Here is a 25,298-nt window from a genome sequence, read left to right on the forward strand (position 1 = left end):
CCCGGCAGATAGCGTCTGCCGGGGCTTTTTTCATGGGCTTGTCTCGTGCAGCGCGTAGCCGAAGGCAACGCTGCCAACAGGCGACCCATCGTCCTACCTACAACCCAAGGAGCCAATTCACGCTGATCCGACCAGTCTCACAGCACACAGGCCGCTACGCCTTGAGGTGTTGCCCTCAGCGGACCACTGAACCCGCTGGCAAGCGTCTACCGAGCGATCGCGCAAACATGCCGATCACAGCAACAGAGGCGACACCTTGAGCCCCAGCCGACCGAATATCGCGTGAGACCCAGCAGCGTCTCCTGCCCCGCAGCACCTCGGTATCGAGCATCCAACCCCCATACACCAGACGCAAAAAAACCCGCCAGGCGAACCGGGCGGGTTTTCTGATCGACATGCCCTGCGGCTTGCGCCGCAGCGGGGCCATCAGATCTTCTGTGCGGACATGAAGGTGTCGTAGCGGGCTTCAGCAAAGCGGAACCAGAGGATCTGGTCGCGCTGGAAGGCACGCATGTCGGCGTAGATCTTCTTCCACTCGGGGCTCTTGGCGTCGTTCTCGGCGAACACTTCCATCGAAGCCTTGAACGAAGCGTCCATCACGGCTTGCGAGAAAGGCAGCACCTTGGTCTTGGCGGCCACGAGCTGCTTCAGGGCCGTGGGGTTCAGCGCGTCGTACTTGGCCAGCATGTCCACGTGGGCCACATTGGTAGCGGCTTCGATGATGGCCTTGTTCTCAGCCGACAGGCCGTCAAACGCCTTCTGGTTGACGAAGAAGTCCACTTCAGGACCGCCTTCCCACCAGCCGGGGTAGTAGTAGAACGGAGCGACCTTGTTGAAGCCCAGCTTCTGGTCGTCGTAAGGACCCACCCACTCGGCAGCGTCCAGCGTGCCCTTTTCGAGGGCTTGGTAGATTTCGCCGCCAGGGATGCTCTGGGGCACTGCACCCAGCTTCTGCATCACTTCACCGATCAGGCCGCCGCCCAGGCGCATCTTCATGCCCTTGAAGTCGGCAGGCGACTTGATTTCCTTGCGGAACCAGCCACCCATCTGCGTGCCGGTGTTGCCACCTGCAAAGCTGATCATGTTGAAGCCGCCGTAGAACTCGTTCATGAGTTTGCGGCCATTGCCGTGCAACATCCAGGCGTTCATCTGGCGGGCATTGAAGCCGAAAGGCACTGCCGAGCCCAGCGCGAAAGCGGGGTTCTTGCCGTAGAAGTAGTAAGGCACGGTGTGTGCCATTTCCACGGTGCCTTGCTGCACGCCGTCCACCACGCCGAAGGGAGGCATCAGCTCGCCACCAGCGTGCACGGAGATTTCAAACTTGCCACCCGACATGGCCTTGACGGCCTTGGAGAACACATCAGCGCCGCCATAGATGGTGTCCAGCGACTTGGGGAAGCTGGAGGCCAGACGCCAGCGAATGGCAGCCTGGGCGTGGACGGCGGGCGCAGCGCCTGCAGCCAGCACACCGGCGATGCCAGCGTGCTTGATGATTGAACGACGATCCATGAGGTTCTCTCCGATATATTGATTGCAAAACTTGGTGCGCACGCGTTGTGCGCGGCTCACCAAGGACATGTTTCAGCCGGAACCATTGTAGGAACATGACCCCCAGGACTTTTGCGGGTTTTCCCGCGAAATTCCGGCCTCAACACACACCTTCAGGGTTCTGCAAGCATCTGCGCGACAGCAGTGCGAAAGCCCTCACGGAACCCACGGCCAGCGCGACGCGCTGCCCGCAGCCCGACTCCGTTCAGCCCGCGTTGCCAGGCAAAAACCGGGCGGTAATCGATGCACGGATGCCCGCCGCATCCAGCCCTTGCAGCGCCAGCAACTTGGCCGGGTCGCCATGTTCGATGAAGACATCGGGCAGCCCCAGCTGCAGCACGGGGCGCACGATGCCCATGGCGTTGAGCGCCTCGGTCACTGCACTGCCCGCACCACCCATGATGGCGCCCTCTTCCACCGTCACAAGCGCATCGTGGCGCTCCGCCACTTTGCGCAGCAAGGCTTCGTCAATGGGCTTGGCCCAGCGCATGTTGACCACGGTGGCATCCAACGCCTCGCCCACTTCGAGCGCGGGGTACAGCAAGGTGCCAAATGCCAGGATGGCAATGCGGGGCGCCTTGCCGTCGGCCTCGCCCTTGCGCTCACGGCGGATCTCGCCCTTGCCGAACGGCAGACCGTCGAGCGCTGCAAGCGGCGCCACACCTGCGCCGCTGCCGCGCGGGTAACGCACGGCCACGGGGTGATCCTGCTCAAACGCACTGCTGAGCAACTGTCGGCACTCGCGCTCGTCGGCGGGACAGGCCATGCTCATGTTCGGAATGCAGCGCACGAACGGGATGTCGTAAGCGCCTGCATGCGTGGCACCGTCAGCGCCCACCAGGCCCGCGCGGTCCAGCGCAAACACCACGGGCAGGTTCTGCAGGGCCACGTCGTGAATCAACTGGTCGTAGCCGCGCTGCAAAAAGGTGGAGTAGATGGCCACCACAGGCTTCACGCCTTCGCAGGCCATGCCTGCTGCAAATGTGACGGCATGCTGCTCGGCGATGCCCACGTCGTAGTAGCGGTCCGGAAAGCGCTTTTCAAACTCGACCATGCCCGAGCCCTCGCGCATGGCCGGGGTGATGCCCACGAGCCGCGGGTCTTGCGCCGCCATGTCGCACAACCACTGGCCGAACACCTGGGTGAACGTCTGCTTGGGGGGCGTGGCAGGCTTGGTCAGGCCCACGCTGGGGTCGAACTTGCCGGGGCCGTGGTAGGCCACGGGGTCGGCCTCGGCCAGCTTGTAGCCCTGGCCCTTCTTGGTGACCACGTGCAGGAACTGCGGGCCCTTCAGGCTCTTGATGTTCTCCAGCGTAGGGATCAGCGAGTCGAGGTCGTGCCCGTCGATGGGGCCGATGTAATTGAAGCCGAATTTCTCGAACAGCGTGGCGGGCACCACCATGCCCTTGGCCTGCTGCTCGAAGCGCTTGGCAAATTCGAGCAGGGGCGGCACCGGGCGCAGCACGGTTTTGCCCACGTTCTTGGCGGCGGCATAAAACTGCCCGCTCATCAGCTGCGCAAGGTAGCGGTTGAGAGCGCCCACAGGGGGGCTGATGCTCATGTCGTTGTCGTTCAGCACCACCAGCAGGTTGCAGTCGGCCACGCCCGCGTTGTTGAGCGCCTCAAACGCCATGCCAGCGCTCATCGCGCCATCACCAATGATGGCCACCGCATGGCGGTTGTCGCCCTTGCGCTTGGCGGCCAGTGCCATGCCCAAGGCTGCCGAGATGCTGGTGCTGGAATGCGCCGTGCCAAAGGTGTCGTAGACGCTCTCGGCGCGCTGCGGAAAGCCCGAGATACCGCCCAGCTGGCGCAGCGTGTGCATGCGGTCGCGGCGGCCGGTCAGGATCTTGTGCGGGTAGGTTTGGTGGCCCACGTCCCACACCAGGCGGTCTTCCGGGGTGTTGAAGACATGGTGCAAGGCCACGGTCAGCTCCACCGTGCCCAGGTTGGAGCTGAGGTGGCCACCGGTCTGCGACACGCTCTGCAGCACGAACTCGCGCAACTCGGTCGCCAGCACCTTGAGGTCAGCGCGCGAGAGCCGACGCAGGTCTGCCGGGTCATTGATGGTCTGCAGCAAGGGAAAGGGTGTCGTGGACATTGACTATTCTTTTGATAGCTACCAGCGCAAGAGATTCAAGCACTGGCAGGCATTTGGACATTCATGGAGTCGCAAAGGACCAGGGCCGGGCTCAGTGCGAGCGGCGCACGACCATGTCCGCCAGAGCTGCCAGGGCACGGGTGTCGGGCAGGCCACTGCGCCCCAGCGCTGCATGGGCCTCGGCCAGCAGTTCCTGCGCGTAAGCCTGCGCACGCTCCAGACCAAGCAACGAGACGTAGGTGGGTTTGTCTGCGGCCGCGTCCTTGCCAGCCGTTTTCCCCAGGGTGGCAGAGTCCGCCACCACATCCAGGATGTCGTCCACCACCTGGAACGCCAGCCCCATGGCAGCGCCGTAGTCGGACAGTGCCTGGTAGGCAGCGGGCGCCGCGTGCCCGCACAGGGCCCCCATGAGCACGCTGCCCTGAAGCAAGGCGCCCGTCTTGAGGCGGTGCATCTGGCGCAGTTGCACCTCGGTCAGCGCCACGCCCACGCTGGCCAGGTCAATCGCCTGGCCACCCGCCATGCCGGCCGAGCCCGCAGCCCGCGCGAGCAGCCGGCACAGGGCCGCCTGCGTGGCGGCGGGGATCAACGTGTTGTCGGGGGTCAGCAGTTCAAACGCGAAGGCCTGCAGTGCGTCGCCCGCCAGCAGGGCCTGGGCTTCGCCAAACTGCACATGCACGGTGGGCTTGCCACGGCGCAGCACGTCGTTGTCCATGCAGGGCATGTCGTCGTGGACCAGCGAATAGGCGTGGATCAGCTCCACCGCGCACGCGGCCCGCAAGGCGGCTTCATCCAAAGCTCCTAGAACCGCCGCGCCCTCAGGTGCGGCGGAATCCGAGGAACCGCTGAGTGCCGCCTCGTACGCAGCCAAAACCAGCAGGGGCCGCAGGCGCTTGCCGCCATCCAGCACGGCGTAACGCATGGCGTCGCCCAGCCCTGCAGGAGCGCCGTCGCCCACCCACAAGGACAGCGCCTGCTCCACACGGGCGAGGTGATTCTGGCTCCAGAGATTCGTATCCAGGGGCGGGTTCAACACCGTCGAGGAAGTCATCGGAAATGCGCTCATTCCTGGTTCCATGGTTGCAGCTGGCCGTCGTCCAGCACCTTGATCTGGTCCTGCACGGCATCGAGCCGGTGGCGGCAAAACGCCAGCAAGGTGGCGCCGCGCTGGTAGCCCGCCAGCATCTGGTCCAGCGGCAACTGGCCCGATTCAATGCGGGCCACGAGTTGCTCCAGCTCCTCCAGGGCCGCCTCGTAGCTGGCAGGTTCGGCGGGAGGAGCAGGGGTTGCGGGGGCCTTGGGCATGGAGGGGGCGGCAGTGCGCGGGTGAAAAACCGGTGATTTTAGGCGCAGCGCTGTGGCGCCCGTGTCAGACAGCGGCCGATCCGTGGGAGGCCTCTATTTTTGATGGAACCGGTGTTTTCTATTCACGTAGCGGGGGTGCGGGAATAACCCCACCGCCTATAATCCCATTCCCGTCGAGCCGGCTACCCACCCTAGCCGGTTTTCTTTTTCCAGATGCGCCTTCGCCGGCGCACCTCCCGCACTCTCTCTGTGGGGAGTCTTTAGGTCAGGTCACCCATGTCTGATTTAAGTCTTCAACTGCAGCAGGCCGCAAGCCAACTACCAGTTTCGAGCTACTTTGACGATGCGCTGTTCCAGCGCGAGCTGGAGACCATCTTCCAGCGCGGGCCCCGCTACGTGGGGCATCAATTGGCTGTGCCCCACGCGGGCGACTACTACGCACTGCCCCAGGAGGGCGAGGGCCGCGCTTTGGTGCGCAACGCCCAGGGCGGCATAGAGCTGATCTCCAATGTGTGCCGCCATCGGCAAGCGGTCATGCTCAAAGGCAAGGGATCGCTGAACACCCAGCAAAAGGGCAGCGCGGGCGGCAACATCGTGTGCCCTTTGCACCGCTGGACGTACAACCCCAAAGGCGAGTTGCTGGGCGCGCCGCACTTCGCGCACGACCCATGCTTGAACCTCAACAATTACAAGCTGCGCGAATGGAATGGCCTCATCTTTGAAGACAACGGCTATGACGTAGCCGCCGACCTGGCCCAGATGGGACCCCGCGCCGACCTGGACTTTGATGGCTACGTGCTCGACCACGTGGAGCTGCACGAGTGCAACTACAACTGGAAGACCTTCATCGAGGTCTATCTGGAGGATTACCACGTCGGCCCGTTCCATCCGGGCTTGGGGCAATTCGTCACCTGCGACGACCTGCGCTGGGAGTTTGGCAAGAACTATTCGGTGCAGACCGTGGGCGTTGCCAACCGCCTGGGCAAGGCGGGCAGCCCGGTGTACGAGCGCTGGCACAAGGCGCTGCTGGACTACCGCGAAGGCAAGCCGCCGAAGTACGGCGCCATCTGGCTCACGCTGTACCCACACATCATGATCGAGTGGTACCCGCATGTGCTCACGGTGTCCACGCTGCACCCCATCAGCCCGACCAAGACGCTGAACATGGTGGAGTTCTACTACCCCGAGGAAATCGCCGCTTTCGAGCGCGAATTCGTCGAGGCGCAGAAAGCTGCCTATATGGAGACCTGCATCGAGGACGACGAAATCGGCGAGCGCATGGACGCCGGCCGCAAGGCTTTGCTGGCCCGTGGCGACAACGAGGTGGGCCCTTACCAGAGCCCCATGGAGGACGGCATGCAGCACTTCCACGAGTGGTACCGCGAGGCCATGGGGAGCGGCACCATCGACCCGGCTGCGGCAAAACGCTGAATACAGAGGCAAAACCCCGCCAATCTGCAGGCCCGCCGGGGCTTGCTCTCATTACAATAGCTACCAGTGCTTAAAAAATAAGCGCTGGCAGCTATTTTCATTTGTGCGCTCCACGGCGCCCCTCAAGAGATCACAACCCGATGCAAGCCCTTTGGATGGTGTTGGCCGCGTTCCTGTTTGCCAGCATGGGCGTGTGCGTCAAGATCGCCTCGGACTTCTTCAACTCGGCGGAGCTGGTGTGTTACCGGGGGCTGATCGGCATGTTCATCCTGTGGCTGCTGTCACGCTCACAAAACGTGACGCTCGCCACACGGTACCCCGGCATGCACGCCTGGCGTAGCCTCGTGGGGGTGGCGTCGCTGGGTGCGTGGTTCTACGCCATTGCGCACCTGCCGCTGGCCACCGCCATGACGCTCAACTACATGAGCAGCGTGTGGATCGCGGCCTTCCTGGTCGGTGGCACGCTGCTGGCCTGGCGGCCTTCTGCCGCCACGCCCCGGCCCGCCCTGCAAGGCCCGCTGGTGCTGACGGTGCTCACCGGGTTCGTCGGCGTGGTGCTGATGCTGCGCCCCAGCCTGGACCAGAACCAGGCCTTTGCCGGGATGATCGGTCTGATGTCGGGCCTGTCAGCCGCCTTTGCCTACATGCAAGTGGTGGCGCTGTCGCGCCTCGGCGAACCTGAATCGCGCACCGTCTTCTACTTTGCGGTGGGCTCTGCAGTCGCGGGCGGCGTGGCCATGTTGTTCACCGGCATGTCGGACTGGCCGGGCTGGCAAGCGCTGTGGCTGCTGCCCATCGGCGTGCTGGCTGCGGGCGGGCAGCTGTGCATGACGCGCGCCTATGCCAGCGCCAAGACCCAGCGCGGCACGCTGGTGGTGGCCAACCTGCAGTATTCAGGCATCGTGTTTGCGGGCATCTACAGCGTGGCTTTGTTTGGTGACAAGATTCCGCCCATCGGCTGGATCGGCATGGTCCTCATCGTGGGCAGCGGCATTGTGGCCACCATCTTGCGGGCCCGGGCCGCACCCGGCGCACCGGCCGAAGAACACTGACCGATACAAAAACCCGTGCGCGCTGGCGAGGACACAGCCGATCGGGATCGCCACAATAGAGGGCTCCCCGTCCTACCGGTTGCTTTGCACCCACTCTGCCGATGACCACCTACACCACGCTCATCTCCGCCCCCGACCTGCAAGCCCTTATCGCCAGCGGTGCGCCGCTGATGGTGTTTGACTGCAGCTTCGAACTCATGCAACCGACCGCCGGCGCGCAGCAATATGCACAGGCCCACATCCCCGGTGCTGTGTATGCCAACCTGGACAACGACCTTAGCGCCAAGCACGGCGCACCCGGCGCCACCGGCACTGTGACGGCGCAGGAGGCCGACCAGCCCGCATCGGGCGGCCGCCACCCGCTGCCCAGCCGCGAACGGTTTGCCATGTGGCTGTCCAGCGTGGGTTTTGCCAACAACATGCAGGCCGTGGTCTACGACCGCCAGGGCGCCAACTATTGCGGCCGCCTGTGGTGGATGCTCAAGTGGGCGGGCCATGACGCCGTGGCCGTGCTCGACGGCGGGCTACAGGCCTGGCAGGCCGCAGGGGGCGCAGTCAACAGCGGCGAAGAGCCCTCGCACTTCCAGTCCCACTTTGCACTGAACGAGCCCTTGCGCCAGCTGGCCACGGCCAGCGATGTTCTGGCCCGCCTGCAGAGCCCCGCAGACCAAACCGTGATCGACGCCCGCGCCGGTGCCCGCTACCGGGGCGAGGTGGAGCCGCTGGACCCGGTGGCCGGCCACATTCCGGGAGCACTCAACCGGCCGTTTGCCGAAAACATCGGCGCCGACGGCCGCTTCAAACCCGCAGCCACACTGCGCGCAGAGTTCGATGCCCTGCTGGCAGGCCGCAATCCTGCAACCGTGGTGCACCAGTGCGGCAGCGGCGTGAGCGCGGTGCCCAATCTGCTGGCCATGGAGATTGCCGGCCTGGGGCACACCGCACTGTTCGCGGGCAGCTGGAGCGAATGGTGTTCAGACCCCACGCGCCCAGTCGAAAAGGGTTGAAACGCCCCAGTTGCGGCGTCTAACGGACGCCGCGGGTTGCAAAAGCGCAAAAAAGATGGTTTTGCAGGCGCTATCAAAACCATGAGCAGAATTCGGGGACCGGTGCCTGCCAGTGCAGCAGATGCGCCCCTCTTGAAAGCCAGCCAACGCCTGATCTGCATGTAGGGCAAATTCCTACACAGCCCACCGCGAAACCAGACACGCGGCGCAGCCAAACCCCGACTTAATTTCTGATTGGGGCGGTTTCACAATCCATTTCAACGGATCACGCAAAACCTGCAGTCAGCAGGCAACGCAAGACCCGGTACTGGAAAAAAGGAAGCCGCCATGACCAACGAACAAATCCTCGCTGAAATCCGCGAAGCCAACCTCACCTACCTGATGCTGGCCCAAACCCTGATCCGTCAGGACAAGGCCGAAGCAGTTTTCCGTCTGGGCATGAACGAAGAGTCTGCCGATATTCTCGCTTCGCTGTCCGCAGCGCAAGTGATGAAACTGGCCTCCCGCAACACGCTACTTTGCAGCTTCCGCGTGGACGACAACCTCGTGTGGAGCTTGCTGACCAACCACTCGGCCAAGAAGGTGGGCAACGACGCCACCAACACCCTGCACGCCAACATCCTGATGGCCAGCCGCGTGTCGGAAGTGCTCTGAAGCACTAGCCCACAGCGTTGTCCCGTTCTCACCGAAAGCCCGCCATGTCCTCCACCACCACCGCCGCCGCCAAAGCCCCTGTCAAAAGCGTTCTGAACGAATCCAAGCAGATCGAACGCGCAGCCATGCTGATCCAGATGGGCGCCCGCATGCAGGTGCTGGAGTCCGAGACCACGCTGTCGTATGAACGCCTGATCCGCCTGTACAAGGAGATCGCTGGCAAGTCACCCTCCAAAGGCCAGTTGCCCTTTTCCACCGACTGGTTCCTGACGTGGCAAGAGAACATCCACAGCTCGCTGTTCCTGAACATCTACGAATATCTGTCCAAAGGCGTGGACCTGGACTCGGTGGAGCTGCTGACCAAGGCCTACCGCCTGTACAACGAACAAGTCGCCACGGCCGAGATCGAGCCCCTGCTGTCCTTCACCCGCGCCTGGCGCCTGGTGAAATTTGTGGACGCCGGCATGCTGACCCGCACCAAGTGCAGCCAGTGCAGCGGCCAGTTCGTGACCGAGCTGTACGAGAACCGCCACTTCACCTGCGGCCTATGCAACCCGCCCGCCCGTGCAGGCAAGAGCAAGACCGCCGGCGCACTGATGCTGCATTGACACCTTGGCGTGATTTTTGAGCCAAAAGTGCCCGATGCGCTAGTACCTATTGCCGCGATAGCTATTGATTAGATAGCAAACAAGGCCCTGCTTGGGGCCTTTGTGCTTTGTGCTTTCTGCTTTCTGCGGATGGAATGTGGTGCAAGGCAGAGCACCAAACCGTTACCCATCCATCAACGCCCGGCCAGCAAGGTCCGCACGTTCTCGTCCGCAGGCACCGCGTAGTTGTGTGCAGCAATCACCTGGTTGCCCACCGGGTTCACCAGCTTGAGGCTGATGTACACCACCGAGGCCGACACTGCGTACGTGCCCACCACCACGGCCTGTGCGTTCTGCGCCTGGCTGACCTCCCGCACCTCGCGCGACAGCAGCAACTCGCCCTGCTCGCGGTGCAGCACCAGGTTGTCACGCAGCTTCACCTCCGTCACGCGCAGGCCGCGCTGCACCATGCGCCCCGCAATCTGCTCCGAAAAGATGCGCCCCAGCCGCGACGACTCGTTGAGCCGGTCCACATTCACCAAGGTGGCAACCAGCACCGGCTGGCTCGCGTCCAGCGGCGCGCTGAGCAGCAAGGCATCTGTCGCCCGTTCGTTGACCTCAATCAGGTCCGTGCGCGACATGCCGCCCGCACTGTTGCCGTAGTAGTAGCTGTGGACCGGGTTGGTCGAACAGCCCTGCAGCGCCAGGGCCGACACAGCGACCATGCCCAGGCACCACATGGACTTGAGCTTGCCGGGTTGGAAACGGCGCATCATGGTGCAACCACCCGCCAGGTTTTTACGGGGGTGGGTGGGGGAGGCGGTGGTGGTGGAGGCGGTGGCAACTGCGTCTTGTACAGCGGCGAATCATCGGGTTCGACGTAGTACACATCTGCCGTGCTCGCGAGGTAGCGGTCGCCACTTTCGAGGGATGTCGTGATGAGCACCTCTGTGCGCGTCGGCCCGCCTGCGGCAGATCCGTCGATGGCGTATTGCGTGAGGTCCGTCACCGCGCCAAGGGCGGCAACACCCGCCAGCATGGAGCCAGCGCCCTGGCGGAACAGATACCAGTCTCGCGCCACGCCCACGCCCAGCGCCAGACGTGTCCACGGCATGGGTCCCCAGGTTTGCACGCGGGCGTTGTGCTGGACCACCTGGGTTTCGAATGTGAGCGTGACTGCCGTCGGTTGCGTGGACAGCACTACGCCGCGATCCAGCAGGCGCGTGATCAGCAGCTTGCGAAAGCCATTATTGAAGCTGGTGTCGCCAGGGCTCGGAGCCAGATAGATGGGGTACTCGCCAGCTGGCCAGGCGCTGATCTTGCCCGCGATGCGACCCGCCACGTCGTCGGCCAACACATCCCAGTGGTGCACGGCGCGCGCTTTCTTCTGGTCGGTGGCCGGATAGTTGTCGGCACGCGGAACATCCAGCGACGAGCATCCGCCCAGCAACACCGCCAGTGCTGCCGTCGCGAACACGCGTCCACGGAGGGAGTGTTGAGGATTCATGCGCACACGCCCCTTGTCATGTTGTGATGCCGTCCAATTGCATCGCATCATCCTAATGGCCTTGGCAAAGCACCATCGCGGGAACAAAGCCCGTTTTCCGTCGCACTTTGCCAACGCCGCTGGCGATGGGATGGCCACCTACAAAGCCCGTACCCGGCCTGCCGCACAATCCGCGCATGACCGCGCCCTCTGCCGCTCCTTCAGCACCCACCAGCCCAACGACAACCGGCGTTGACGATGGCAGCTCCGACCCGGCGGTGACCAGCCAGGTCGCAGCAGATGCCAGCCACACGCCAGCCGCCGACTGAACGGGAGTGAGATAAAGAAAGAGTGAGAGGCGCGATAAATGGGTAGAACCGGGTTCATCAGGGTAGAAGTGGGCCGGGTCTTATAAAAATCCATTTCGCAACAGGAAACCCCGTGTCAGGGCCTGTAGACCCACTTGAGCAGCTCTTCGGCATCGCGCATCAAGTCGGCTGTCGTGCTAGGCGCCAGCGAACTCGCAATCTCCAAGCACCGAATGCGTGACTCCACAAGGGATAGCGAACTGTCGGTTCGCTGTTGGGCCATGATGGCTGTCGCGTGAGCGGTAGCGTAGCGATGGATCGCGGACTTGGAAATAGAAAAACCCTCGCGTCGAAGCCATTCGGAGTGCTCTTCAAACTGGGCGAATCCTGTTGCGAGCAAACGCCCCCGCAACTGATCCTGTAACTCGGCAGGCAAGGAATTGATGGATGTGCTGCGTGGCATAGGGTAGTGAAAAACTACTTGAGAGCACCGGCAATGGCCCAAGCAATTACGGAGATGGCGACGACGGGACCCAGCGCGAGTATGTTACCGAGCCCCGAGAACATGCCGCCATGGTCGGCGGCAGCGGGCTGGGAGTATTGGGAGCCAGGACCCTATTTGCTGCGCTTTACAACCCAGTTCAGAACAATGTCCCGGATCTCGCTGTCGTCCGCTGTGCTGATGCCCAGGAATGGACGTGCCGGGATCTTCACGAAGTGGACCGGAACCGTCACCGTCTTTTCGGTCACCCTCTTGTGCTTCTTGCTGGCGAACAGGGTTCTTCCGGCGACGCTGCGGTAGCGCACGCTGGCCTGGCGCTCGGGCATGTCGATCTCACCGCCAAATTGGTGGATGGCCGCGTACTTGGTGTTGCTGCCCACCTCGACCTCTGCATCCCCAGTCACCTGGTAGTGGATGCCGCTGCGCAGGTAGCCGCGCAGGGTGAGCACCTTGTCCTTGGCGTACTTTTTCCGCCTGGCGTAACGGGGTTGCAATGGTTGCCACGCGGTGCCGTCCGGGGCGGTCTGGACCTTGAAGCGCTTTTGGGTGCTGGCCTGCAGGTACTCGCCCAGGCGGGGCATGAGGTCATCGGTGCCGGGCTCGCCCAGGCGGGCCAGCATGGCGCGGGCCTGGGCGTCGTTGACGGTGGACTTGATGTGGGTTCCGGCCATGGGGCAAAACTCCTACAATGGTGCTACTTCATCGAGTGAGACGGCCGCGCCAGGCCCGCCAACCCTACGCTCGGAAGGACCCGGTACGTGGCGCTGTGCCGGGTTACTCATTTCTGTAGGCGGTTTTCACGCGTTGGTACAAGCGCGCACCGACACGCCAGTCGTCCCAAGATTGGGAGGTTCCTTGGAAGGTTGTCACCCCGGTCCAGCCATCCGGACCCAGGTCAAATACCGCAAGCCCGGCAGTGTCGTGCCCTTCGAGATCGAATGCCGCCACATAGCGGCGCCGAACCACGGCGCGCTGTTGCGCGTACAGCCATTCCACGCGCACCCATATTTCGTCAGGTTCTAGGAAAGCGCGGGCCAGCAATGGCATGTAGCGGCCACGGTCCTGCTTGAGCGTCTTCCAACGCCCGTCAGGCGTCTGAAACAGGTCCATGCCCACCACAATGCGCTCGCCCATCACGTCCTTGATGATGGCTGGCCCATCGCCGTCGACGTTCAGGCTTTGCAGGAAAGACCGCGCGTAGTCCTCGGGCTGGAGCCCTGCGGGGGCCAGTTCAGAGGAATGGAATGCTCGCGCCAGCGGTAGCGGGTCGGACGGCCGCAGATTCGGCAGGCCGTGGCCTCCTGCGCTGCCGGGCATGGGAGGCTCGGGCCGCTCTGGCGGGATGGCGCTGCGCAGCCTGGTGGCGCCGGGGGCGTATTCAAAGCCGGGGTCGATGCCCTCAGGCACCTGCACCTGGCGCGGGCCCAGGGCGCTGCGCTGGCCGATGGTGCGCTCCACAAGGTTGACCTCGGGCGCCTGGTCGGGCCCGGACTTTCCCAGGCGCTGCAGATCGCGGGGCCACAGGCCGCGCACCTTGCAATGGCATCCCCAGCCGTTGGGCGGGAAGTGGGTTTGCCAGAAGGAGTTCTCCCGCTCCAGCACCAGGCCGTCCCAGCTCACATGCTGGGGGCGTGGGTTCTCCACCCAATCCTGGTGGTCGTACTGCCAGTACGGCGCGGCCTGCAGCTGCTGCCAACGCCCGGCCGCGTAGCTGGTGGCCAGGTTGGTGTCGTAGATGACGCGGCTGCGCCAGTTGCGCCCGCCGTTGTAGTCCCAGCCATGGCGGGCCACGATGCTGTCGAAGTCCTTGCGGAAGTCTTCCAGGGTGCTGCCGCCCGAGATGGCCTTCTCCACGGCGGCGCGAAAGTCCGTAACGATGGCGTCGCGGTTGGCCCCGGCCACCACAAAAGCCCAGTCGTGCTCGCGGGTGTAGATGTCGGTCCAGCCATCGGTGGGGACGTTGAGCTTGCGGCGGAAAAAATCGGCCTGCTCGGCGAAGGGGAGCGATCCGTAGGCTGCTGTAGCCATGCGTCTAGCCCCCGCCTCCAGATACCTCCTGCATGACCTCGTAGCGCCCCGCCATTTCAGCGGTGCGCAGGGCGACGGCCATGGCGGCGGCGTACTGGTCGAGCGTCATGTCGGGCAGCAGTGCGTCCAGGCCGTCGCGGATCTCCGCGAGCGACTGGGCGCGCATGACCAGCTCGCGCACCTGGTCGAGCCAGGTGCTGACGGCGGGAGCCAGGTTGGCGGCCAGTTGCGGCTGCATCTGCTGAGGGGGCGGAAGCATGCCGGGCGCGGCCGTGCCGGTGAGCGCGGGTGGCGTTGCGGTTGCGGCAGCGGTGCCCGTGGGGGCTGCTGAGGCAGTGCCTGCGGGCATCAGCACCGGTTCATTGCCCTGCGCCACGGGGATGCCCAAGCGCTCATGCACCCAGGCCACGGGGGGACGCACACCCATGTTCACCAGCGCGGGTAGCGCAGTGGAGAAGCTGCCGAGGTCTTCGCGCTCCTGGGCGTTCAGGCGGAACTGGGGCGCGCGGCGCAGGCCGCCCGGTGCCAGGCCGTTGAGCGAGGCCACGGCAAACACCAGATCGCGCGTGAGGGTGGTGTTGGCCTGGCGTATGTCGCCGTCGCGCAGGTCCTTGCGCACTTCGTTGTGGACGTTGCCCAGAGCGTTGGTGCTGCTCTTGCCGTCTGCCCCGCTGGTCAGCGTGCCGCCCAGGATCACTTTGGACTGGTTCTTTTCGCACCAGTCGATCATGGCCATGAACGCGTCCGGGTCGCCCGTTGCCGCGTTCTCAAACTCGATCAGCATGCCGTCGGGGATGATGCCCGCCGCGTTGTGCCCCACGGCTGCAAGCGCGCGCAGCAGCGTGGCCTTCTCTTTTTCGCTGGCACTGGCGGGGTATTTGCCGATGCGCACCGGGATGCCGTAAATCTCCAGGAACTCGGCAAGGTCGCCCACGCTGTAGTTCTTGAAAAGGTAGGTCCACACCAGTTGGCGGAACAGTGCCGAGCGCTCCAGATAGCCGCTCTTGGCCTTGTGCACATGCGTGATCCAGCCAAAGGGTGTGAGGGGGTCGCCCTGCACCGGCCCGGCCTCGGTGGTGCTGACGGTGTTGGTGCGCAGGCGCAGCTCTTGCCGATAGCCCCGGTTGAGTGTGAACCAGGACTGCGGGCGGTGGGTGATGGTCTTGGGCACCCACAGGCCCTCCACGCGATGCCATTCCAGCTCAAGGCAGGCGTAGCCCTTGCCGATGGCGTCGGTGAGGTCGAAGACCATGTCCTCAAAGTCCGGGATCTCGGTGAGCAGCTCGCCGAGCTGCTCGGCGGCCTTCTTCTCGGCCGCGTCGGCGCCCTCGGGCGGCACCACGTTCCAGTCGAGCACGCAGGCGCGGCGGCGCTTGCCCATCTCGGCGGCAATGTGGCCGTCCTTTTCTTCCATGTCCTCGAACAGCTCGAACTGGGCGACCAGGTCGCCGTTCTCGGCGGCGTCCAGAATCTTTGCCAGGCGTGAGGGCGTGAGGCCGCGCGTGGGGTGGCTCTGCAGCTCGCGCTGCAGGTGGGCCAGCCTGGCTGTCTGCGGTTCTGCCAGGTCGGGCATTTTGATGGGCTGGCCGTCCGGGCCGAGGATGCGGGAAGTTGCCATGGGGGTGCCTACCAGGTAGCGCGCGGCTCGACCAGGCGGAGGTAATCCTCGGCCTCGTCGCTGTTGTCGGCCGCGCCGAGGTTGTCAAAGCCGCGCGGCAGCGCGGGCAAGGGAGTGAAGTCGATGGCGGCGCTCAGGTTGAGCGTGGCGAACCAGCCTAGGCAGAGCATCACAGCGCCGTCGCCGTGGCGGAACAACTCAGGGTCCTTCACGTCGGCGCGGCGAACTTTGCTGACCATGGCGATGCCGTCCACCTCTTCAATGGCCCGCAAGTCCTGGGCGAGGCTCGGGTCGGCGGGAATGTCGATCATCCCGTCTGCAAAACCTTGCACCAGCTTGGGCATCCAGGTGCCGTACCAGGCTCGGTTGAGCTTGACCTGGTGCACATGGCCATGGCCGAACTTGTCGGCGGTTTCCTCTGCCAGCGCTTCGCCCGAGCCGGTGGCGTCCATGGCGCCGCCGCAGCGGCGTGGCAGACGCTCAATGGCGTACCAGGTGATTTGCCGCTGCTGGGCATAGGGCACCTTGTGCATTTCGACCGACAGGGGAAGGCGCCGCCGCATGCCTGCGGCAAGGGCAATAGCGCCCCAGCTCGAAAAGTCCCGATGCCGCGCATAGTCGTGAGAAAACACGTGGCGCTCGCCCTTGTCCAGCCGTGCAAGCTCGGGCGCCAGGTAGCGCTCGATCCAGTCGGTGGCCCAAGCTGCGCGCTCCTCAGGGCTCTTGCGCACAAAGTCGTCATCCAACGCGAGGCGCAGGATTCGCTCCGGCGGCAGCGTCATGGCCTGCTCGATCCAAACACCGGGCAGACAGACGCCGCTGCCGTCGCGCGGGATGGCGTCCAGCTCTTCGCGCATGGCAGCCTTGCGCACGCCGTAGCCGTTGCGAATCTTGCTGTACCAGGCTTGCTTACCTTCGAGGGTGGGCGGGGTGCCTTTCATGAAGCAGACGCGCTCGTACAGGCCGTTTGCTACGGCATCGTCAAACGTGACGGTGACCACGCGGGCATCGGCACCATATCGGCCCGCCTCGATGTCGCGGCAGAACTGGGCGAAGGGGTTGTTCTTGCCGTTGTGCGAGCTGATGACGGTGATCTGGCCGCCCCAGATCAGCAGAGCGGTGGCGGCGTCGAGCACGCCCTGAACGTCGGGGTGGAAGGCGGCCTCGTCGATGACCACGTGGCCCTGCAGGCCCCGAATGTTGGCGGGACGGCTGGAGAGCGCGCACACCTGGAAGCCCGAGGCAAAGCGGATGCGGTAGGCCGTGATGTGGCGGGTCTTGCCGCTGTCGTCCTGGTCTTCGAACAGGAACTCCTCGACCCCGGAAATGCCCTGGCCCTGGGCCTGGGCGATGACGCGGGCGAACTTGGCGCAGTAGCCGATGGCTTCGAGGCCTTTTTCCTTTGTATCGCCGATGTAGTAGACGTTGTCGCCCCCGGCGCTCTTGCGGGCGGCGGCCACCAGCGTCTTGTTGAGCATGGTGCCGAAGGTGATGCCAGTGCGGCGCCCCTTGGGCACGGCAATGATGGCCGCCTGGATAGCGGCCACCTCGCGTTGGTGCTTCATCAGCACGCCATCGTCCAGGGGGTTGAAGCCGTCAGGAATGGACCGCACGCTGGGCGGGAGGTCGTCCCATTCCAGCGTGCGCAGTGTGGTGGCCAGCGGCTTGATGGCGTTCATTGGAGCGACCGCCACAGGAGCACCAAGCCCAGTGCCGGGCCGCTCAAGACACAGGCGACCGCCAGGGCCAGCCAAAAGGACTGCACCAGCACATTGCGCCACTCTCGACGGCGCCAAGGGCCACGGACATGCCTGCCGCGCTCCAGCAGGATGAACAGAACAGCGGCCAACACTTGGAAGAAAGCGTTCATGACCCGACCCCGAGGAACTTGCGCCGCCAAAAGTCCACCTGGGCCTCATCCATACCCTGTGCCTTGGCGACCTCCTGCAGATTGGCCTCTTGCTCGGCCAGCATCTTCTTGCGGGTGGCTTCCTCGATTTCCCTTCGCACCTCCAAGCTGAACTTCTTCTGCGTGACAGACGCCTTGCCGATCTCTGCAGCGTTCTTAAACAACTTGTTGATATCAACGTCCTCGGCGTCGATGTCAATGTCCATCAGCAGATTCAGGATCTTCTCCTGCGTCACCCGCACCACCGCGGACCCCAGCTTGTCCTCATCATCCGGCGCTGCATCCACTATGGCGCGGGCCTGCTCGCTTGCCATCTTCACCTTCGCCAGGCTGCGCTCAAAGGGCGATCCATAGCGCTGCAGCGCGGACTTGGACACATCTGCGCCGCGCGCCTTGAGATCAGCCGCAAGCTGCACATAGTCGCCAAAGCCGCGCCGCACGAGCTCGGTATCCAGCCACTCTTTGAGCTCGGGCGGCAGCGTGTGTACCTTGCTTCGTGGTGCCATGGCTACGCCTGCGTAATCTTGGGCCGCGACACGCCGGGCTGCGCGTCGATGTTGTATTCAACGAAGTCGATGCCAGTGCGCGTCAAATCGACCGTCCAGCGGTCCACGGGGTCCTTGCTGATGCGCACCATTTCGCGCTCTTCCAAGTAGTCAAGGTTCACACGTACTTCTTGGTGCGTGGCGTCTGGATACACCGCTCGCACGATGGCAAGCAGCGGCTCGGTGTAGATCCCAGCCGGGCGGCTCAGATTGATCGCCGAGAGCAGATGCCAGCGCATGTCCTCGCGGCGAGTTTTTGCCATGTCGATCATTAACGTCCCCCCATCAATTGATTGAGCGCGCGTTCCACCCGCAGCGCGAAGTTGTCGATGCGCGTTTCCAAGCTGCCCATGTGGCGTACGAAGTCATCGCGCCGCACGTAGTCCCTCGCCAGATCAACCTGGTGTTTGTGGAAATCGCGCTCAAGTTGGGCTGTGGCATCCGCATTGCGCTCCTGAGATTTCGCAACGGCTTCCATCGCGTTGGTCAACGTGTCGAAGCGGTCATTCAGCCTTCGTTCCTGCTGCACGTTCACCAGCTTGAAGAGTGCCCACATGGCAGCGATCACCAGCGCCACCAGGGTGATGACATTGCCTAGCGTTACCTCAAAGACCATTACTCATCTCCCTTGAGGCGTCTGCAGCTTTCTCACTTGCGCGGCACACGCTGCGTGTGAAGTCCTGGAGCCCAATCACCTGGTCTCGGAGTCCATCAGCCTCCGCTGCCAGCTCTTGATACGCGCCAGCGCTCTCTCCGAATAGCTCTCTGGCTGTGGAGGCTTCGCGAGAGCAGGCGGCAATGCCGGCGTCTCCTGGCGGGTAGGGATTGGCGCGGCTGTTGAGCTCGGTAATTTGGGCGCGCAGCTCACGCACAGCAGTAGCAGCGGCAGCATCGCGAGCGCGGCGCGCAGCCTCACGTTTTGCGTCTTCATACGCGGTCCTTTCGGCATTACGGAACTTGGTGGCGTTGTCACGCGCCGTAGCGTCGTTGCGCGCGTTCTCCTGGGTGTCCCAAGCAGCCTGCACGCGGGCAGCGCCGCGCGCATCGCCTTGTGCCACCAGGTGGGCTTGCCAAGCCTTGACGGCCACGATGGCGGCGCACAGCAGCACGCCATAGGTGATCAACCGGGCACTCATTGCACCGGCTCCCCAAGGCACATCGCGTGCAGGCGCAGGCGGTCTGTCCAAACGCCTCTGCAGGTGCGGTTATCTGGGTGGCTGCAACGGTCTTGTGGCTTGTTGACCGGGCCCGCGCGGTCGTAGAGCAGGATGGCCTCGCATGCGCCCTTATGGTCCCCGGCCTGGAGGCGCCGCACGATGGTGCTGGGCCCGCTGCGCTCATTGTTCAAGCACACCGGCGTGCTACCGGTGTTGTAGGCCAGACCAACAAAGGCGTCCCACTCGCGCGGGAAGAGCGCTACTTCACCCATGCAGCGCTTGAGCGCCAGCTCCTTCTCGCTGGCATCAGCGCGCAGGCGCACCAGCGCGCGCACTGGCGGCAAAGTACTGCCCATCTTGATATCAGCGCCCGTCGTACCGAAACCCGCTGTGGCCACCTTGGCGCCGTGGACGGGGTCAGGGTAGGCCTGCTCGCTGTAGCCCTCGCGCTGGGCGATGTAGACAAGACCTGTGGCCGAGAGCGCCAGGGCCGCTATTGCGATACGGTAGGTTTCCATGCACGGCACTGTGCCGCGCGCGCGTGAGGCCCGCTAAATGGAGCGCGCCATTGTTTGTTGCCGAGCCAAGGCGCCTATCGTGACGAACATCTATCTGACAGATTCAGAAACATCAATCACCGCAGACTCAAGTGCGTCGAACGAATTTCTCCATTTCTTCACCACGTCTACGCGTTGCAGCTGCTTTGCGTGCATGGAGGTCTCCGCGTCTGCAGTGGCCAAGTAGAAGGCCTTTGCGGTCTCACGCAAGGGCGGCAAACATCACTCATGTCCGTGCCTTACTTGCCCATCGACAGCTTCAGGCGCTGATAGCGCTGGAAATCAACTCGCCGACCTCCTGGGCTTTACCCAAAAAGTACCCATAGCTCTTGGCGAGCCTTTCTCCATCACCAACCATGTCTGCAGCCTTCTTCACGGCCGACCCAATGTTGTCGAGAACGGACTAAACCTCTGGACGTTCTTCCGCACCTGCCAACTCTGCTTTGATACTATCCTCTTCAAAATGGGCGTCGCTCACAGCTTTTCTGACAGCCTCGCGCAGTGGTTTGACGCCTTCGATCGCAGTCATGACGATTGCCGCTCGTAACTCCTCTAAAAGCCGCTCGGCATATGCACGTAGGCCTGCGGGGATGCCGTCCTTTGCAAGTGCTTGTTCAAGGGCGTCGATATGACCGCTAAGCGCTGCCATGTCCTCTCCGACTACTGCAATGTCATCATCGGGCATCACGATTGACCACCAGCGCAAACTGAGGAGTACTACCTCAGTCAAATATTGCACTGTGTTTTCTTTTGAATGCGGCAGCAGGTCGATCTGTAGAGCGTTATGTATATTCAATTGATACTGCTCTAACAGATCGGCGGGGAGTTCCATCGCTGCATAGGTTTTCGAGATTACGTCCAGCTCTCGCATCAGCACGTCAAGGTGCCGTGCAACGATGATCGAATCTCGCGCTTCGCTCCCTGTCGGGCTGATGCCAAGGACCTCCAACCATAGGGCTGACGCCCGTCCACCTTTGCTCCGAGCCCCCCGAAATCGGTTAAAAATATTGAAAACGCGGCCCGCTGCGTTTGCACCGATATTTCTTGTCATATCCAAACACCACCTTCAATGTTTCCCGTGGCGCGACGTACGTACTAAAGTCACTACTTGATTGAAGAGGTGGGCATACTGCGTTTCGTTACGCACTCTGCGGTAAGCCCATCGCTCAGTGACTTTACTCACCCGCACCGTCTAATTGGTTGAGACTTTTCACCGAGCACTTCTTGGGTTTTGATCCTTAATGATCGGTATCAACGCATCGCGCTCGTCAATCAATTTCCACAGTCGCTCAAAGTCAGCTTCAGGGATCTGGTTCGGGTTTGCTGGCAGGCGATTTCTCAGCTCACGTACGAGTACATCAAGCCGTTCATATTCATCCCAGCATTCGGTGTAAGTCATCTTTGCCTCCTAGGCTGCGTTGAGTTTTTCGGTCATGGTTGGGGGCTTCTTCCGAAGCTCCGGCGACAGCGCATCACATCCACTTTTGTCTTTTCCCGATGTGCCTGGCGCGTAAGCCACTGCATGTTGGCTGGAGTGTCCAGCCCGCCAGCACATAGCGGGACGATATGGTCCACCTCATAGCCGGGGCATGGGCCGCGCGTAGCGCTGTTGATGGGGCATGCGTTCTGGCGCTTGAACTCGGCCACTGCTGCGCTGGACCGTGGGATACGGGCATTTGCCCCTGACGCAAATGCCACAGCGAGCAGGCACGCAATGAGCAAGATCCGCACGTTACGCATCCGCCTAAGCGGCGCTTTCCAGCGTGCTACCGCAGTGCTTGCATTTCACCGCCTCTTTGCGAATGGATTCTGCGCAGAACGGGCACTTCTTGAAATCGCCATGCTCTCCCGTAGTGACAGCCAGCTGCTCACTGCTCTGGGTGGACGTGGCCCAGATCAATGCAGCGATGGGAGCGATGAATGCAGCAAAAGCAGCTCCGACGGCGCCTCCGCCCGCATTGTTTGTGACGACTACCAGGATGAAGCCAGCGACTACACAGAGCACGAAAACAAGAATGCCGGAACGGCCTCGCTTACTCGCAACAATTGACGCAATCAGGGTGGCGGCCCCAAAGAGCAAAAACCCAAAAATCGGCTGCATTGATTACTCCCCTCTAAAAAATCGGATGATGGATCGGATACACCGAAAACGGCGCAAGGGCTCGCAAACACTCATGCCCTCTCCCTTCTGCGGCTGTTGATAGTTTCGACATACCTACGAACCCGGTACACCTGATCTGGCTTCAACTCAATGACCATCGGGGTGTCGAACTCCCGCCGCATGAAATCGAGCACCTTGATGCGCGCGGCTTTGTTGAGTGGCTTCATCAAGGTCAACAATTCACGCTGCGCCGCTGTAGCTGACTGCGCCCTCTCCGCGCCCACTTTGCCCCCCGGCTGCGCTTCTGGAGGCGAGGGGTAGAAGTGCTGGTGAACCACCTGCATTCCTCCCTCCACCTTGCCCACCTGAATCGCGCCATCTCCCTGTACTTTTTGTTTCGGCAGCAACTTGGCAATCCACGCCAGAAGCTGCCTCGGTAGCTCACCCAAAGTTCACCTCATCTGTTTTTGATACGCGCTTTGCCGGTCACGCTGCCAATCTGAATTGCGTTATCGCCGACCACGTTCTGACCACTGCCACGCGCCTGGCCTGCAGCCGGGATGCTGGCTCCGAGCAAAGCGCCGAGCGCTGCACGCCGCACCTCCTTTGATGCATCCCTGAAGTAGCTCAGCAGCGTTTCCTCTTCCGCAGATAGCACCTGTCCAGGTCTAGCGCCCTCAGCGTGCTGGCCGGTAAGGATGTAGACGACGTCCATCCCGAGACCCACCAGTGCTGCCAAGTAGTCAGCGTCGGGAATCCGCTCACCCGACTCGTAGTTGCGCTGGGACCGAGCGGAGATACCGACGTGATCAGCCAGTGCCTGCTGGCTTAGCCCTAGCGCCTTTCGCCCCTCTGTCAATCGATCAGAAATGGAAGGCACAAATATTCCTAAATATCTATTGCAAAGCGGAACAAACGTGCCGCATAATTCACACAACAACAAACAAACCAATGCAGCAGCGCCAACTGATGCACAACAAATAGGACGCCAACCACCATGGTCAAAACCCGCGCTGAAGTCCGCGAGGAGTTCGCCCGCAAAGGCTGGTCCATCTCGGGCTGGGCCAAACAAAACGGCTACAGCCCCAACATGGCCATTGCCATCTTGGCCGACAACGAGGTCAACCCGCGCCTCAAATGCCTGCGCGGTGATGCCCACAACATTGCGGTGCAGCTCGGCCTCAAAGAGGGCGAGATCTCCCGCGCCGTTGGTACCCGTCAGCTTGCGGCCGCGTGAGGTCCAACGTGGTGCGTTCTACACCCAATGTAACAAATCGCCGAGACCTTTTTGGCTTCGACATCACGCGCCCGGTGATTGGCGCCGGTTACGTGCGCCGTCCAGCGCAAGCGCAAGTTCCTGCAGCGTGCGGCCTGCCACCTCAAAGCCCGGCAGCGGCAAAGCTGATCGCCACGCCTGAGACAACTGGGGGCCATCAATGAGGCCCTTGATCTCCAGCGCAGCAGCGATGTGCAGCACGGCCCGGCTCACGCCTTCCAACCGGCCTGCCAGCTCCTCGAAATCTACTGTGTCCATTCCGTCCTCCATTCGGTTGATGGATGAACTTTCTCACTGCCAAGAAGTGCGCACCAGCACCTCACCGAGCATTTGTTTGGACGGCCTGGGCACCACGAGCAGGGGGCACTTCCAATGACCCGCCGCAATTGGAAACGGTGGCAACCAGCCACGCTGCGCGACGCCCTCAAGGGCTGCAAGGACTTTGCGTTGGAGCGTCACAACCTGAGTGTGGAGCGCATCGCCGAGCGAATGGGTCTGGAAGACCACTGGGTGCTCTACAAGTGGATTGCCAATGGGCGTATGCCCCTGGTGCTGGTGCCCGCCTACGAGCATGCCTGCGGCATCAAGTTGGTGGCCCGCTGGATGGCCGCCACAGACGACAAGCTGCTCGTGGACATACCCAGCGGGCGCAAGGCACAGCCTGCCGAACTGGTGGAGCTGAACACCGGCTTTGCCCAAGCGCTGCAGTTGCTCACCGACTTCTACCAGGCAGACGGCAAAGCCGACCCTGCCGCCACCCTGGATGCCCTACGCAACCACCTGCAGCAAGTCGCCGCACATCACCACAACGTGGCGCAGTACGCCACCCCTGAACTGGAGTTTTGAAAATGTCTGAAAAGACCTACGCCCTAGCGGGCCCCATACGTAAGACCTGCGACCTTTTCCGCCTGCTGGCCGGGCACGAGGTGCTGGGCCTCGCCCCCGGTGAGATCGCAAAGGGCCTCAGCGTGCCGCCCAGCTGGGTCAGCCAGAACCTACCCGCCCTGGCGACCACTGGCTACGTCGAGCAGGTGGCGGGTACCAACCGCTGGCGCCTAGGGGTGTCTTTCGTGCGCATCGCCGTCACGGTGGGCACCAACCTGAACCGAGCCAAACAGCAACTCGACGACCTCAGTGCTCGCTATTCGGTACCGACCGACCAGGTCGAGCGCTACAGCCGCTAAAGCCCTTAACCACTTTCACCCAAACCAACCACTCAAGCGCAAGAGACATTCATGGCACGCAACACAACACCCGCTCCCGCAAGCAAAGAAGTCATCGCCGACACCGTCGCCATTGGCCAGACCATGGACGCTGCCAATCAGTTGGCTTTGATGAGCATTGAAGCCAACGCTGGCGCGGTGGCCATAGCACAGCAAATTGGATACCAGGGAGCCGTCACAGTGGGCGCCCTCGAAGACGAGATTCGCTTCTACCAGCGCCGTACCGTCGAGGCCATTCTGGAAACCGGCAAGCGCTTGTTGGTCCTCCGCGAACTGACTCAGCGCGGGGAGTTTGACGATCGTTTGGAGCTGCTGGGGTTTTCGCGCCGTACGGCCTACCGCTTCATGCAAGCGGCAACAAAAACGGCAAAAAGTGCCAATTTGGCACTTTTGAGTACCCAAGTCAAAAGCGCCAGCGCGTTCCTGGAGCTGGTCACCCACGACGACGATGTGCTGGAAAACCTGGCCGAGATGGACGACGTCGAAAAGATGAGCGCCAGCGAATTGCGTACAGCCTTGCGCGAGGCGCGCGAGGAGAAGGGCGCCGTCGAAAAGGTACTGGCAGACAAGAACACCGCCATGGACAAGCTGCGCGCCCAGGTCAAGCGCATCGAAAAGCTCCCGCCCGATGAGCAGCGCCAGCACCTGATGAAAGAGGCCACAGCCATTGCAGATGACGCCCTTGGTGCCATTCGCGGCGGTGTACGCGCCGCCCTGGCAGCGCTCAGCGTGGAGAACGGCCAGGAAGTTAGGGACCTGGATGTGTTCATGGCCGGGCTGGTCGGTCAGCTGCAGGCCGAGATCAGCATCCTGCGCGAGGAGTTCAACCTGCCTGATGTGTCCAACGCAGCAGACGTAGCCCTGGCAGGCGAAGTCGCTCAGTGGGCCAAGTAAGCGCGCGGA

Annotated in this window: 33 protein-coding genes; 11 read left to right on the top strand and 22 right to left on the bottom strand. The window is 62.8% G+C overall.

What is annotated here, in order from left to right:
- Positions 1 to 426: 426 nt before the first annotated feature.
- The 4 genes from C380_RS17985 to xseB all read right to left on the bottom strand — a co-directional run bounded on the left by C380_RS17985 (position 427) and on the right by xseB (position 4,954).
- On the bottom strand, positions 427 to 1,509 hold the full coding sequence (locus C380_RS17985; protein WP_015015263.1) for a TRAP transporter substrate-binding protein: 1,083 nt from the start codon (positions 1,507 to 1,509) through the stop codon (positions 427 to 429).
- 244 nt (positions 1,510 to 1,753) lie between these two features.
- Positions 1,754 to 3,649: a 1-deoxy-D-xylulose-5-phosphate synthase gene (dxs, locus tag C380_RS17990; protein ID WP_015015264.1), complete on the bottom strand. Its 1,896-nt coding sequence runs from the start codon at positions 3,647 to 3,649 to the stop codon at positions 1,754 to 1,756.
- Between the two features lie 91 nt (positions 3,650 to 3,740).
- The gene (locus C380_RS17995) at positions 3,741 to 4,715 is read right to left on the bottom strand and encodes a polyprenyl synthetase family protein (protein ID WP_015015265.1); all 975 of its coding nucleotides are present in this window, start codon (positions 4,713 to 4,715) and stop codon (positions 3,741 to 3,743) included.
- Complete coding sequence (xseB, locus tag C380_RS18000; protein ID WP_015015266.1) at positions 4,712 to 4,954, bottom strand: exodeoxyribonuclease VII small subunit; 243 nt, start codon at positions 4,952 to 4,954, stop codon at positions 4,712 to 4,714. Before xseB ends, C380_RS17995 begins: the two co-directional genes overlap by 4 nt.
- Positions 4,955 to 5,230: 276 nt before the next feature.
- Here xseB and C380_RS18005 point away from each other — a divergent pair, with 276 nt between their 5' ends.
- The 5 genes from C380_RS18005 to flhC all read left to right on the top strand — a co-directional run bounded on the left by C380_RS18005 (position 5,231) and on the right by flhC (position 9,706).
- On the top strand, positions 5,231 to 6,385 hold the full coding sequence (locus C380_RS18005) for an aromatic ring-hydroxylating dioxygenase subunit alpha (RefSeq protein WP_015015267.1): 1,155 nt from the start codon (positions 5,231 to 5,233) through the stop codon (positions 6,383 to 6,385).
- A 140-nt stretch (positions 6,386 to 6,525) separates the two neighbouring features.
- Entirely contained in the window at positions 6,526 to 7,437 is a 912-nt protein-coding gene (locus C380_RS18010) for a DMT family transporter (protein WP_015015268.1), read from the top strand.
- A gap of 101 nt (positions 7,438 to 7,538) precedes the next feature.
- On the top strand, positions 7,539 to 8,444 hold the full coding sequence (locus tag C380_RS18015) for a sulfurtransferase (RefSeq protein ID WP_015015269.1): 906 nt from the start codon (positions 7,539 to 7,541) through the stop codon (positions 8,442 to 8,444).
- A gap of 327 nt (positions 8,445 to 8,771) precedes the next feature.
- A complete protein-coding gene (gene flhD / locus C380_RS18020) occupies positions 8,772 to 9,098 on the top strand; it encodes a flagellar transcriptional regulator FlhD (protein ID WP_015015270.1) in 327 nt (108 codons plus the stop codon).
- Between the two features lie 44 nt (positions 9,099 to 9,142).
- Positions 9,143 to 9,706, top strand: a complete 564-nt coding sequence (gene flhC / locus C380_RS18025) for a flagellar transcriptional regulator FlhC (protein ID WP_015015271.1) — start codon at positions 9,143 to 9,145, stop codon at positions 9,704 to 9,706.
- 173 nt (positions 9,707 to 9,879) lie between these two features.
- Here the strand turns inward: flhC and C380_RS18030 are convergent, their stop codons facing one another.
- Together C380_RS18030 and C380_RS18035 are read right to left on the bottom strand one after the other, a co-directional pair.
- Positions 9,880 to 10,461, bottom strand: a complete 582-nt coding sequence (locus C380_RS18030) for a FlgO family outer membrane protein (protein ID WP_015015272.1) — start codon at positions 10,459 to 10,461, stop codon at positions 9,880 to 9,882.
- The gene (locus C380_RS18035; protein ID WP_043565609.1) at positions 10,458 to 11,192 is read right to left on the bottom strand and encodes a hypothetical protein; all 735 of its coding nucleotides are present in this window, start codon (positions 11,190 to 11,192) and stop codon (positions 10,458 to 10,460) included. The genes C380_RS18030 and C380_RS18035 overlap by 4 nt, the downstream gene beginning before the upstream one ends.
- 176 nt (positions 11,193 to 11,368) lie before the next feature.
- On the opposite strand from C380_RS18035, the gene C380_RS25705 reads away from it, so the two are divergent.
- Complete coding sequence (locus C380_RS25705) at positions 11,369 to 11,500, top strand: hypothetical protein (RefSeq protein ID WP_255342783.1); 132 nt, start codon at positions 11,369 to 11,371, stop codon at positions 11,498 to 11,500.
- A gap of 115 nt (positions 11,501 to 11,615) precedes the next feature.
- Here C380_RS25705 and C380_RS25905 read toward each other — a convergent pair whose 3' ends face one another.
- The 13 genes from C380_RS25905 to C380_RS25135 all read right to left on the bottom strand — a co-directional run bounded on the left by C380_RS25905 (position 11,616) and on the right by C380_RS25135 (position 21,194).
- On the bottom strand, positions 11,616 to 11,942 hold the full coding sequence (locus tag C380_RS25905; protein ID WP_043565611.1) for a phage protein Gp27 family protein: 327 nt from the start codon (positions 11,940 to 11,942) through the stop codon (positions 11,616 to 11,618).
- A gap of 152 nt (positions 11,943 to 12,094) precedes the next feature.
- Positions 12,095 to 12,652 (bottom strand): phage virion morphogenesis protein, encoded by a 558-nt coding sequence (locus C380_RS18050; protein WP_015015275.1) that lies wholly within the window; start codon positions 12,650 to 12,652, stop codon positions 12,095 to 12,097.
- A gap of 103 nt (positions 12,653 to 12,755) precedes the next feature.
- Complete coding sequence (locus tag C380_RS18055; protein WP_015015276.1) at positions 12,756 to 14,009, bottom strand: PBECR2 nuclease fold domain-containing protein; 1,254 nt, start codon at positions 14,007 to 14,009, stop codon at positions 12,756 to 12,758.
- 4 nt (positions 14,010 to 14,013) lie between these two features.
- The gene (locus tag C380_RS18060) at positions 14,014 to 15,627 is read right to left on the bottom strand and encodes a DUF935 domain-containing protein (protein ID WP_015015277.1); all 1,614 of its coding nucleotides are present in this window, start codon (positions 15,625 to 15,627) and stop codon (positions 14,014 to 14,016) included.
- An 8-nt stretch (positions 15,628 to 15,635) separates the two neighbouring features.
- The gene (locus tag C380_RS18065; protein WP_015015278.1) at positions 15,636 to 17,306 is read right to left on the bottom strand and encodes a hypothetical protein; all 1,671 of its coding nucleotides are present in this window, start codon (positions 17,304 to 17,306) and stop codon (positions 15,636 to 15,638) included.
- Complete coding sequence (locus C380_RS18070) at positions 17,303 to 17,497, bottom strand: hypothetical protein (RefSeq protein WP_015015279.1); 195 nt, start codon at positions 17,495 to 17,497, stop codon at positions 17,303 to 17,305. The genes C380_RS18065 and C380_RS18070 overlap by 4 nt, the downstream gene beginning before the upstream one ends.
- The gene (locus C380_RS18075; RefSeq protein ID WP_015015280.1) at positions 17,494 to 18,042 is read right to left on the bottom strand and encodes a DUF3486 family protein; all 549 of its coding nucleotides are present in this window, start codon (positions 18,040 to 18,042) and stop codon (positions 17,494 to 17,496) included. The genes C380_RS18070 and C380_RS18075 overlap by 4 nt, the downstream gene beginning before the upstream one ends.
- A gap of 2 nt (positions 18,043 to 18,044) precedes the next feature.
- On the bottom strand, positions 18,045 to 18,344 hold the full coding sequence (locus C380_RS18080; RefSeq protein WP_238544043.1) for a hypothetical protein: 300 nt from the start codon (positions 18,342 to 18,344) through the stop codon (positions 18,045 to 18,047).
- An 8-nt stretch (positions 18,345 to 18,352) separates the two neighbouring features.
- Positions 18,353 to 18,697: a hypothetical protein gene (locus C380_RS18085; protein ID WP_015015282.1), complete on the bottom strand. Its 345-nt coding sequence runs from the start codon at positions 18,695 to 18,697 to the stop codon at positions 18,353 to 18,355.
- Complete coding sequence (locus C380_RS18090; protein WP_015015283.1) at positions 18,687 to 19,217, bottom strand: hypothetical protein; 531 nt, start codon at positions 19,215 to 19,217, stop codon at positions 18,687 to 18,689. Before C380_RS18090 ends, C380_RS18085 begins: the two co-directional genes overlap by 11 nt.
- Positions 19,214 to 19,756 (bottom strand): lysozyme, encoded by a 543-nt coding sequence (locus tag C380_RS18095; RefSeq protein ID WP_015015284.1) that lies wholly within the window; start codon positions 19,754 to 19,756, stop codon positions 19,214 to 19,216. The genes C380_RS18090 and C380_RS18095 overlap by 4 nt, the downstream gene beginning before the upstream one ends.
- Before the next feature lie 442 nt (positions 19,757 to 20,198).
- A complete protein-coding gene (locus C380_RS18100; protein ID WP_015015285.1) occupies positions 20,199 to 20,846 on the bottom strand; it encodes a hypothetical protein in 648 nt (215 codons plus the stop codon).
- A 159-nt stretch (positions 20,847 to 21,005) separates the two neighbouring features.
- Positions 21,006 to 21,194, bottom strand: coding sequence for a hypothetical protein (locus C380_RS25135; RefSeq protein ID WP_148279991.1), 189 nt, complete (start codon positions 21,192 to 21,194; stop codon positions 21,006 to 21,008).
- 315 nt (positions 21,195 to 21,509) lie between these two features.
- Here C380_RS25135 and C380_RS25355 point away from each other — a divergent pair, with 315 nt between their 5' ends.
- On the top strand, positions 21,510 to 21,845 hold the full coding sequence (locus C380_RS25355; protein WP_168162375.1) for a hypothetical protein: 336 nt from the start codon (positions 21,510 to 21,512) through the stop codon (positions 21,843 to 21,845).
- A gap of 122 nt (positions 21,846 to 21,967) precedes the next feature.
- Here the strand turns inward: C380_RS25355 and C380_RS18110 are convergent, their stop codons facing one another.
- Positions 21,968 to 22,303 (bottom strand): hypothetical protein, encoded by a 336-nt coding sequence (locus tag C380_RS18110; protein ID WP_148279992.1) that lies wholly within the window; start codon positions 22,301 to 22,303, stop codon positions 21,968 to 21,970.
- 50 nt (positions 22,304 to 22,353) lie between these two features.
- Positions 22,354 to 22,776, bottom strand: a complete 423-nt coding sequence (locus tag C380_RS18115) for a helix-turn-helix domain-containing protein (protein WP_015015289.1) — start codon at positions 22,774 to 22,776, stop codon at positions 22,354 to 22,356.
- Between the two features lie 117 nt (positions 22,777 to 22,893).
- Between C380_RS18115 and C380_RS18120 the strand changes: the two genes are divergently transcribed.
- On the top strand, positions 22,894 to 23,133 hold the full coding sequence (locus C380_RS18120; RefSeq protein ID WP_015015290.1) for a hypothetical protein: 240 nt from the start codon (positions 22,894 to 22,896) through the stop codon (positions 23,131 to 23,133).
- A 63-nt stretch (positions 23,134 to 23,196) separates the two neighbouring features.
- On the opposite strand, the gene C380_RS18125 is transcribed toward C380_RS18120, so the two are convergent.
- Positions 23,197 to 23,430 carry a hypothetical protein gene (locus C380_RS18125; protein WP_015015291.1) on the bottom strand — a complete coding sequence of 78 codons (234 nt, stop codon included), beginning with the start codon at positions 23,428 to 23,430 and terminating at the stop codon, positions 23,197 to 23,199.
- A 114-nt stretch (positions 23,431 to 23,544) separates the two neighbouring features.
- Between C380_RS18125 and C380_RS18130 the strand changes: the two genes are divergently transcribed.
- Genes C380_RS18130 through C380_RS18140 form a run of 3 tightly spaced genes read left to right on the top strand, consistent with a single transcriptional unit; the run spans position 23,545 to position 25,289 of the window.
- Complete coding sequence (locus C380_RS18130; RefSeq protein WP_015015292.1) at positions 23,545 to 24,018, top strand: hypothetical protein; 474 nt, start codon at positions 23,545 to 23,547, stop codon at positions 24,016 to 24,018.
- Between the two features lie 2 nt (positions 24,019 to 24,020).
- Positions 24,021 to 24,356: an IclR family transcriptional regulator gene (locus C380_RS18135; protein WP_015015293.1), complete on the top strand. Its 336-nt coding sequence runs from the start codon at positions 24,021 to 24,023 to the stop codon at positions 24,354 to 24,356.
- Positions 24,357 to 24,407: 51 nt separating this feature from the next.
- Positions 24,408 to 25,289: a DUF3102 domain-containing protein gene (locus tag C380_RS18140; protein ID WP_015015294.1), complete on the top strand. Its 882-nt coding sequence runs from the start codon at positions 24,408 to 24,410 to the stop codon at positions 25,287 to 25,289.
- Positions 25,290 to 25,298: the final 9 nt, after the last annotated feature.

The organism is Acidovorax sp. KKS102 (assembly GCF_000302535.1).
Lineage (GTDB): Bacteria > Pseudomonadota > Gammaproteobacteria > Burkholderiales > Burkholderiaceae_C > Acidovorax.

Excerpts from the sequence above, each read along its gene's own strand:
- C380_RS18060 (WP_015015277.1), bottom strand. The coding sequence starts at position 15,627 with ATGGCAACTTCCCGCATCCTCGGCCCGGACGGCCAGCCCATCAAAATG.
- C380_RS18080 (WP_238544043.1), bottom strand. The coding sequence starts at position 18,344 with ATGGCAAAAACTCGCCGCGAGGACATGCGCTGGCATCTGCTCTCGGCG.
- C380_RS18055 (WP_015015276.1), bottom strand. The coding sequence starts at position 14,009 with ATGGCTACAGCAGCCTACGGATCGCTCCCCTTCGCCGAGCAGGCCGAT.
- C380_RS18050 (WP_015015275.1), bottom strand. The coding sequence starts at position 12,652 with ATGGCCGGAACCCACATCAAGTCCACCGTCAACGACGCCCAGGCCCGC.
- C380_RS18100 (WP_015015285.1), bottom strand. The coding sequence starts at position 20,846 with ATGACAAGAAATATCGGTGCAAACGCAGCGGGCCGCGTTTTCAATATT.
- C380_RS17985 (WP_015015263.1), bottom strand. The coding sequence starts at position 1,509 with ATGGATCGTCGTTCAATCATCAAGCACGCTGGCATCGCCGGTGTGCTG.
- C380_RS18140 (WP_015015294.1), top strand. The coding sequence starts at position 24,408 with ATGGCACGCAACACAACACCCGCTCCCGCAAGCAAAGAAGTCATCGCC.
- xseB (WP_015015266.1), bottom strand. The coding sequence starts at position 4,954 with ATGCCCAAGGCCCCCGCAACCCCTGCTCCTCCCGCCGAACCTGCCAGC.
- dxs (WP_015015264.1), bottom strand. The coding sequence starts at position 3,649 with ATGTCCACGACACCCTTTCCCTTGCTGCAGACCATCAATGACCCGGCA.
- C380_RS25705 (WP_255342783.1), top strand. The coding sequence starts at position 11,369 with ATGACCGCGCCCTCTGCCGCTCCTTCAGCACCCACCAGCCCAACGACA.
- C380_RS18010 (WP_015015268.1), top strand. The coding sequence starts at position 6,526 with ATGCAAGCCCTTTGGATGGTGTTGGCCGCGTTCCTGTTTGCCAGCATG.
- C380_RS25135 (WP_148279991.1), bottom strand. The coding sequence starts at position 21,194 with ATGACTTACACCGAATGCTGGGATGAATATGAACGGCTTGATGTACTC.
- C380_RS18090 (WP_015015283.1), bottom strand. The coding sequence starts at position 19,217 with ATGAGTGCCCGGTTGATCACCTATGGCGTGCTGCTGTGCGCCGCCATC.
- C380_RS18075 (WP_015015280.1), bottom strand. The coding sequence starts at position 18,042 with ATGGCACCACGAAGCAAGGTACACACGCTGCCGCCCGAGCTCAAAGAG.
- C380_RS18035 (WP_043565609.1), bottom strand. The coding sequence starts at position 11,192 with ATGAATCCTCAACACTCCCTCCGTGGACGCGTGTTCGCGACGGCAGCA.
- C380_RS18135 (WP_015015293.1), top strand. The coding sequence starts at position 24,021 with ATGTCTGAAAAGACCTACGCCCTAGCGGGCCCCATACGTAAGACCTGC.
- C380_RS25905 (WP_043565611.1), bottom strand. The coding sequence starts at position 11,942 with ATGCCACGCAGCACATCCATCAATTCCTTGCCTGCCGAGTTACAGGAT.
- C380_RS18005 (WP_015015267.1), top strand. The coding sequence starts at position 5,231 with ATGTCTGATTTAAGTCTTCAACTGCAGCAGGCCGCAAGCCAACTACCA.
- C380_RS18125 (WP_015015291.1), bottom strand. The coding sequence starts at position 23,430 with ATGGACACAGTAGATTTCGAGGAGCTGGCAGGCCGGTTGGAAGGCGTG.
- C380_RS18085 (WP_015015282.1), bottom strand. The coding sequence starts at position 18,697 with ATGGTCTTTGAGGTAACGCTAGGCAATGTCATCACCCTGGTGGCGCTG.
- C380_RS18065 (WP_015015278.1), bottom strand. The coding sequence starts at position 17,306 with ATGAACGCCATCAAGCCGCTGGCCACCACACTGCGCACGCTGGAATGG.
- C380_RS25355 (WP_168162375.1), top strand. The coding sequence starts at position 21,510 with ATGAGCAAGATCCGCACGTTACGCATCCGCCTAAGCGGCGCTTTCCAG.
- C380_RS17995 (WP_015015265.1), bottom strand. The coding sequence starts at position 4,715 with ATGAGCGCATTTCCGATGACTTCCTCGACGGTGTTGAACCCGCCCCTG.
- C380_RS18030 (WP_015015272.1), bottom strand. The coding sequence starts at position 10,461 with ATGATGCGCCGTTTCCAACCCGGCAAGCTCAAGTCCATGTGGTGCCTG.
- C380_RS18120 (WP_015015290.1), top strand. The coding sequence starts at position 22,894 with ATGGTCAAAACCCGCGCTGAAGTCCGCGAGGAGTTCGCCCGCAAAGGC.
- flhC (WP_015015271.1), top strand. The coding sequence starts at position 9,143 with ATGTCCTCCACCACCACCGCCGCCGCCAAAGCCCCTGTCAAAAGCGTT.
- C380_RS18015 (WP_015015269.1), top strand. The coding sequence starts at position 7,539 with ATGACCACCTACACCACGCTCATCTCCGCCCCCGACCTGCAAGCCCTT.
- C380_RS18095 (WP_015015284.1), bottom strand. The coding sequence starts at position 19,756 with ATGGAAACCTACCGTATCGCAATAGCGGCCCTGGCGCTCTCGGCCACA.
- flhD (WP_015015270.1), top strand. The coding sequence starts at position 8,772 with ATGACCAACGAACAAATCCTCGCTGAAATCCGCGAAGCCAACCTCACC.
- C380_RS18130 (WP_015015292.1), top strand. The coding sequence starts at position 23,545 with ATGACCCGCCGCAATTGGAAACGGTGGCAACCAGCCACGCTGCGCGAC.
- C380_RS18070 (WP_015015279.1), bottom strand. The coding sequence starts at position 17,497 with ATGAACGCTTTCTTCCAAGTGTTGGCCGCTGTTCTGTTCATCCTGCTG.